The sequence below is a fragment of the Variovorax ginsengisoli genome (assembly GCF_030486595.1).
GTDB classification, from domain to species: Bacteria; Pseudomonadota; Gammaproteobacteria; order Burkholderiales; family Burkholderiaceae_C; genus Variovorax; species Variovorax ginsengisoli_B.
Genome location: NZ_JAUJZH010000046.1, coordinates 38,245 through 44,843, shown reverse-complemented (window position 1 = coordinate 44,843; position 6,599 = coordinate 38,245). Strand labels below are relative to the sequence as shown.

Here is a 6,599-nt window from a genome sequence, read left to right as displayed (position 1 = left end):
CTTGTGTTGCTGACGACGAAAGTCACAGCATGTAGCTCTACACGCCTCGGCGTGCAACCTACGATGTTGGAGACCGGCCGCCTACCCTGGGACGGCGACCATCATGTCTAGGGACGAGTGTGGTGCCTGCTCCAGCCGCAAGGCCTGGGCCCCGCTGGCGATCGAAGAAGCTCCTGCGCCAAGGCAGGATCTGGACCGATCCGAACAAGTCGCTTTTCCGAAGGGCGTGCAGCGTTCCAGGAAAAGCGAAAGCCTTGTTCGTCGGCAGTTGATCGACGACTGCCGACAGTCGGTGAGGTGGCGTGCGTCGCAGAACAAACCCGCAAGCCTGGGTGGCGACATCACCTGGACCGCGACCGACGAGGGCTGGCTGTCATTCTTCATACCCTCCTTCTCGTTGATGGCGCACTGCTAAAACGACCGCTGTAGTTCCATCAAACCGGTACTTCGCCACATAGCCACTGGCACCGAAGTCGATCAGCCATTCCCGGTACTCGGGCTCCATGTCCACGATGGGTCGCCCAATGCCCGGCTGCTGTTCCACGGCCTTCATGCCAGCGCGGATGGCTTTGACTGCGCGCCGGGCGGCATCTGGGCTTTTCTCGGAAAGAAAACGGTAAAGGCGCTGTATGTCGCGCAATGCCGGCGGCGACCAGATCAGTCGTGGCATTCAGGCGGCTCCACGTCCTGCCCGGCTTCGAGCTTGGCCATCCAAGCGTCTGCCTCCGCCGCAGTGACATGCAGGCCGGTGAGTCGGTATTCGTCCCATGCCTTGATCGCATCCTGACGGAATGCCTCGCGCTTTTCTTCGCGATCAACGAATTGAAGAATGGCTTCATGCATCACCCAATGCGGCGTGCGATGACGGGCCTTGGCCAGACGCTGCACGCGAAGTTTAATGGCGGGCTCGATCTTGACCGTGACGGGACGCAGGGCGGATGTACTCATAGGTAATACCTTATCACACTAAAGCTCGGCCCACGCATTTTGGCGAAAAATCTAGCGCGCCGGACTGATGCGTGGTCAACGACCGTCGAAGTGCTGCGGGCGCTGGTACGTGATCGCAGCGCCGACGCGCCCGTCTTGAGGCCGAACCGGCGAGGCGATGACGCGCTTCGGCGTGCACCGCATCGTCAAGGCAGCTGCGGCCGCGGCCGCCTTGACGGGCAACACCCCACACCCTCAGCGGATGAGCCCACACCCTACGGCACTCCACGGCCGTCCATCTATTACGTGCTGGGGTGATCGCATTTTCGGTGATCGGTGCGCTTTGTTCGAAATTGATACTCAATATCAAGGACTTGCGTGAGGCAGGTGGCGATGAGATTCGCTCGCATGCAAGTTGTTGATTTCTCTATGGATTTTTACCGCCACCGAATGAAAGGGGCTTCCCCCTCCGATTAAGCCGCTGCGTATTGCGGCTGCCGGCAACTGAGTGCCACGATGGGGTTGCGAAGCTCCATCAACTCACTCGCAAGGCTTCGCCGAAGGCGGCGAAGATCGCGTGCGCCAACAGGCTGTTGCCGACGCGCATCTCCGGGTGCCACTGCACCGCGAGCGTGAAGCCGGGGGCGTCGGCGACCGTGAAGGCCTCGACCAGGCCGTCCGGCGCCACTGCCTCGACGCGCAGGCCCGGTGCCAGCCGGTCGACGCCCTGGTGATGCAGCGAGTTCACCGTCGCGTGCGTCGCGCCGGCCAGCTTCGCCAGCAGGCCGCCGGACGTGAGCGCGACCTCGTGCGCATCGTCGTACCAGCGTTCGACCGGACGGGCGTGGTCGCCTTCGCGATGGTCCAGCCGGCCTGCTTGCGCATGCACCGCGCGCAGCGTGCCGCCGAACGCGACGTTGAATTCCTGGAAGCCGCGGCACACCGCAAGCACCGGCACGCCGGCGGCCACCAGCGCCGGCAAGAGCGGCAGCACGGTGTCGTCGCGGTCGGGGTCGGTCAGCGTGGTCGGCGGCAGCGGTTCGGCGCCGTAGCGCTGGGCCTGCACGTTGGTCGGCCCGCCGGTCAGCACCACGCCGTCGACTGCGCCGATCAGCGAGGCGGCGTCGATCGCCGCGCCGGCGGCCGGCAGCAGCAGCGGCAGGGCGCCGGCGGCCTGGTGCACCGCGCGCAGGTAGCTGTCGACCGCCTGGTGGATCGCGTGGCCGTGGAATTCACCCCGGTCGGAAGTGATCGCGACGACGGGGCGGACGGCGGTGGGTACGTGCAAGTTCATCGAGCGGCCTTGTTGGGGTCAGGCACCTCCGTCCCGATGCCGCCAATGTAGGGAGCGGGGTTAAATGCGTAAAGTGCATTTAAGTTGTCTATATCCTGCAGTTACTGCATGATTTCGGACCCTTCAACCTCAAGCCCACGCGATGAACACCCGCCAGTTGCGCCATCTGCTCGCAGTCATCGAGACGGGCTCGGTGAGCGCGGCCGCGGACCGGGTCCACCTGAGCCAGCCGGCGCTGTCGCGCAGCCTGCGGGCATTGGAGGACGAGTTGCGCGCGCCGCTGTTCGACCGCCTCGATCGCCGCCTGGTGCCTACGCCGTTCGCGCAGGCCTACCTCGCCCGCGCGCGCCGCATCGTGTTCGAGGAGGCCGAAGGCGCGCGCGAACTGTCACTGATGCACTCCGGCCGCGCCGGTTCGCTGGCGCTGGGCATGGGCTCGGCGCTTGCGCGGGGCCTGCTCGGGCGGCTGCTGGTCGAGCTGATGGCGGGTGCGCCGGGGCTGAGGCTGCGCACGCTGATCGAGACCACCGACCGCCTGCTCGACGCGCTGCGCAACGAGACGCTGGACTTCTTCGTCGGCGACGTGCGTGCCGCCGACACCGACAGCGACCTGCAGGTCGAGCCGCTGTACACCTGCCGCTTCGGCTGGTTCGCACGCCAGGGCCATCCGCTGGAGGGACGGCGCGCACTGACGATCGCCGACGTGCTGCGCCATTCGCTGATCGCACCCGGCTTTATCGGGCCGGAGGACGAGCGCCGCTTCCTGCGCCGCTACGGCCTGACCGGCTCGATGCTGGACCGATTCACGCTGCAATGCGCCGACGGCGGCACGGTGAGCCAGGTCATGTTGGCGACCGACGCCGTGATGCCGGCGATCGAGCTGACGATGCTGGAGGAACTGCGCGCCGGCAGCGTGATTGCACTGGATGTGCAGCCGGTGCTGGATGCCGAACTGGTGCTGGGCATCGTGCAGCGCGCCGGCCGCACGCTGGCTCCGGCGGCGGCGCGGGCCTTCGATTTCGTGCGGCAGTATCTGGTCGGGCTGGAGGCCGAGGCGGCGTCGGCTGGCGGGGCTGCCCGCTGAACAAGCGTGGCGCCGCGCGCGGTCCGAAGTTCATTCCGGCCTCTATTGGATAGCTGCCATTCGAATGTTCCGGCTCGCGCAAGAGGAGATCGCGATGTACAGTGTTTCGTTCGGTGCAGAGGCGCTCTTGTGCTCCCATGAGGCGGCCGCTCGGGAATACCTTCCTCTGGTCGAACCAAGTCCGCGGGGCCCGGCATGTCTACTGAGCGCATCGAAACTATCGTGATTGGCGGCGGTCAGGCGGGATTGGCCATGAGCTACCACCTGGGGCGCCTGGGCGGTGAGCACGTCGTGCTCGAGCGTGGAGAACTTGCAGAGCGTTGGCGCAGCGAGCGCTGGGATTCATTGCACTTCCAGTCTCCCAACTGGAACATGAATCTTCCGGGTTGGCCCCGGATGACAGCCGATCCACAAGCCGATCCTGATGCCTTTTCGCCTCTGTGCGAGGTAACAGGCTACATCGAACGCTATGCGGCCAACATTCGCGCGCCCGTGCGGACCCGGTGCGCGGCGCTCTCGCTCACACGCAGGCCAGAGTCGAGCGAGCTGCAAGTGCAGACCGACGGCACCCTCTATGTGGCGCGCAATGTCATCGTGGCTACGGGCCCCTATCAGGTGCCGCGTGCGACACCTCCGCTTGGCGGGGGCGTGTTCGAGCTTCATTCAACCCAGTACCGCAATCTTATGCAGCTGCCTGCCGGCGCTGTACTCGTGGTCGGCAGCGGGAATTCCGGCGTTCAGATTGCCGAGGAACTGTGCTGCGCCGGACGGCGTGTGTTCCTGTCCGTCAGCTCGCATGAGCGAATCCGGCGTCGCTATCGCGGGAAGGATTGCATATGGTGGCTGATCGCAACGGGCTCCGCCGATGCAACGCTCGGCGAGTGGAAGGGCGCTCGCCTGTCTCGTTTGATGACCGGTGTGAATGGCGGGTATGACATCGACCTGCGCCGGCTCGCGGCCGAAGGGATCGTGCTGATCGGCCGCGTACAGGCCGCCGAGAATGGCAGGATCGCCGTCGCCGACGATCTGGCCTCCAGCATGGCTCACGGCGACGAATCGCTGGCTGCATTTACGCGTCGATGCGACGACGCGGCTCGCGTGCAGCAACTGGATCTGCCTCCGCCGGATCCGTCCCCTGACCCGAAGCCGGAGCCACCGGAGCTTCAGAAGCCCATCCGTACCGTCGATCTCGTCCGCGAGGGCATCAGATCGGTGATCTGGGCCGTTGGCGCGCAGACGGAGTTCAGTTGGATCGACCTTCCCGTCTTCGGCCAGCCACCCGGATCGAAGAGGACACCTGTGCACGAGCGCGGAGTGACCCCCGAAGCCGGTCTGTACTTCCTGGGCCTGCCTTGGCTGCACAAATGGAAGTCGGCCTTCCTTTTCGGTGCGGACGAGGACGCGGCCTACCTGGCAGCGCATATCGTTTCACGAAGGAGGAACTGATCGAGTTGGCATGGAGGCCGACATGATCTTCCCGGTGGCCGAGATCGTTTCCTACCTGAGCCAGTTCATGACCCTGTTGCCGGGCGATGCCGTGATCACAGGAACGCCCGAAGGAGTCGGCCTCGGCATGAAGCCGAAACCGGTCTTCCTGCGCCGCGGCGACGTCATGACCTTGAGCGCGGGTCCGCCTAGGCACGCAGCGCCAGCAGGTTCGCCGAGACCGATCGGCTGCGGCGGGAACGCTGAGGCCTTCCGCGAGGCCGCGGCTAATCTGGGTCCTTCCGGGGTCGACTACCCCGAGTGCCGCTATGGTGTTTGGTCAGCAATCTTGCCCAGGCACTCCCCCAGCAGTGCCGTCGCTGCGCGCAACTGTTTGGCGGACAGTGCGGCGTACCCCAGGAGCAGGCCCTGCGGTGCGGGTTGACGCCGATAGTGTGGTGCGATCGGATGCAGCCCCAAACCGCGCTCCGCTGCGTGTGCGGCCAGCGCTTCGACCTGGCGCGAAGTCCAGCCCGGCAGCCAACCAACCACATGCATGCCGGCGCGTGAGTCGTTGACCACCAGATGCTTGCTGCAATGCTCGCGCAGACCGTCCAGCAACGTCGCGCGGCGGCGGCGCAGTTCCGCTGAAGCATGTCGCAAATGTCGATCGAAGGCGCCGCTTTGAATCAGCTCGGCCAGTGCTGCCTGCTCGATGCTGCCGCAACCCAAGTCGTCGTGCAGCTTGGCGGCGACGAGATCATCGCGCACGCCTCTTGGGCAGACCACATAGCCAAGGCGCAGCCCCGGGAAAAGCACCTTCGAAAAGCTGCCGACGTAGATCACCCGGTCGTGGGCATCGATCGATCGAAGTGCCGGGATGGCGACACCGTCATGGCGGAACTCGCTGTCGTAGTCGTCTTCGACTACCCAGCAGCCGCGTTGAGCAGCGTATTCGAGCAAGGCTGTTCGCCGTGCCAGTGACATCACGGCGCCGGATGGGAATTGGTGCGACGGCGTCACCAGGACCATGCGGACGCTGCTTCCCCGCGGCAGGACCTCAACCCGCAAACCTTCGGCGTCGACCTTTACCGGCAGCAGGCGCGCGCCATGAGCCTGCAACGCGCGCGATGCGAGTTCGTACCCGGGATCCTCGATCGCGACGACCGACCCTTCGTCGATCAACACCCGGGCGAGCAGAGAAACTGCCTGCTGCGTGCCGCTGACAATCACCACGTCGTCGGTGTCGCACACGACGCCGCGCCGCCGTGCGAGATACTCGCTGATGGCCTGACGCAGCACACGCAGGCCAATGCTTGGCGGGTAACCCCAATCCCTTGCGCCCACCGCCTGTGAAAGCTCGCGCCGCCATGCGCTGACCAGTGGCGGGTCGACCAAGGGCTCGCCGTAGTGCAGGTCGTAGCGCAGGCGATGAGCGACGCGGCGAATCGTCAGCGCCGGCAAGCCCCGCAAGCGGGCGGCGTAGCGTGTCTGGGGCGGAACCTGCGCCTTGATCGACGGCCTGTCACCCAAAACCGCCGGAGTCGCCACAAAGGTGCCGGAGCCGACCCTGGCCACCGTCAACTGCTCAGCACACAGCATCTCGTAGGCTGTGAGAACGGTATTGCGCGACAGCCCCAACTCCGCGGCCAGCACGCGCGTCGCCGGCAGTGCTGCACCAGCCTTCAGCTGGCCATGAAGGATTGCACGCTTGAGTGCCCGCGCCAGCTGCGCGTAGAGCACGCCATTGCCATCGAACTGCAAGAACATGGTTCCGAGACGCTTTTCGAACTGGTGCTGCCCAGCATACCGATGTGGCAGGCCAATGGGGCCACTTCAGCGTTAGTTGACCCGGGGCCTTTCGGCCCC

General features: G+C 65.5%; 6 protein-coding genes and 1 pseudogene. 3 read left to right on the top strand and 4 right to left on the bottom strand.

Features of this window, described 5'->3' with window-relative positions:
* Positions 1–373: 373 nt before the first annotated feature.
* The 3 genes from QZH52_RS36285 to QZH52_RS36275 form a co-directional block, all read right to left on the bottom strand.
* Entirely contained in the window at positions 374–670 is a 297-nt protein-coding gene (locus QZH52_RS36285; RefSeq protein ID WP_301816145.1) for a type II toxin-antitoxin system RelE/ParE family toxin, read from the bottom strand.
* A complete protein-coding gene (locus QZH52_RS36280; protein ID WP_301816144.1) occupies positions 658–948 on the bottom strand; it encodes a CopG family ribbon-helix-helix protein in 291 nt (96 codons plus the stop codon). Before QZH52_RS36280 ends, QZH52_RS36285 begins: the two co-directional genes overlap by 13 nt.
* A gap of 514 nt (positions 949–1,462) precedes the next feature.
* On the bottom strand, positions 1,463–2,221 hold the full coding sequence (locus QZH52_RS36275; protein ID WP_301816143.1) for a gamma-glutamyl-gamma-aminobutyrate hydrolase family protein: 759 nt from the start codon (positions 2,219–2,221) through the stop codon (positions 1,463–1,465).
* Between the two features lie 142 nt (positions 2,222–2,363).
* Here QZH52_RS36275 and QZH52_RS36270 point away from each other — a divergent pair, with 142 nt between their 5' ends.
* The 3 genes and pseudogenes from QZH52_RS36270 to QZH52_RS36260 all read left to right on the top strand — a co-directional run.
* Positions 2,364–3,305, top strand: a complete 942-nt coding sequence (locus tag QZH52_RS36270; RefSeq protein WP_301816142.1) for a LysR family transcriptional regulator — start codon at positions 2,364–2,366, stop codon at positions 3,303–3,305.
* Positions 3,306–3,500: 195 nt separating this feature from the next.
* Positions 3,501–4,751 (top strand): NAD(P)-binding domain-containing protein, encoded by a 1,251-nt coding sequence (locus QZH52_RS36265; protein ID WP_301816141.1) that lies wholly within the window; start codon positions 3,501–3,503, stop codon positions 4,749–4,751.
* 16 nt (positions 4,752–4,767) lie between these two features.
* Positions 4,768–4,963, top strand: a pseudogene (locus tag QZH52_RS36260) (fumarylacetoacetate hydrolase family protein); the annotation flags it as partial.
* Between the two features lie 94 nt (positions 4,964–5,057).
* Here QZH52_RS36260 and pdxR read toward each other — a convergent pair.
* The gene (pdxR, locus tag QZH52_RS36255; RefSeq protein WP_301816140.1) at positions 5,058–6,500 is read right to left on the bottom strand and encodes a MocR-like pyridoxine biosynthesis transcription factor PdxR; all 1,443 of its coding nucleotides are present in this window, start codon (positions 6,498–6,500) and stop codon (positions 5,058–5,060) included.
* Between the last annotated feature and the right edge of the window lie 99 nt (positions 6,501–6,599).

Excerpts from the sequence above, each read along its gene's own strand:
- QZH52_RS36280 (WP_301816144.1), bottom strand. The coding sequence starts at position 948 with ATGAGTACATCCGCCCTGCGTCCCGTCACGGTCAAGATCGAGCCCGCC.
- QZH52_RS36270 (WP_301816142.1), top strand. The coding sequence starts at position 2,364 with ATGAACACCCGCCAGTTGCGCCATCTGCTCGCAGTCATCGAGACGGGC.
- QZH52_RS36285 (WP_301816145.1), bottom strand. The coding sequence starts at position 670 with ATGCCACGACTGATCTGGTCGCCGCCGGCATTGCGCGACATACAGCGC.
- QZH52_RS36275 (WP_301816143.1), bottom strand. The coding sequence starts at position 2,221 with ATGAACTTGCACGTACCCACCGCCGTCCGCCCCGTCGTCGCGATCACT.
- pdxR (WP_301816140.1), bottom strand. The coding sequence starts at position 6,500 with ATGTTCTTGCAGTTCGATGGCAATGGCGTGCTCTACGCGCAGCTGGCG.
- QZH52_RS36265 (WP_301816141.1), top strand. The coding sequence starts at position 3,501 with ATGTCTACTGAGCGCATCGAAACTATCGTGATTGGCGGCGGTCAGGCG.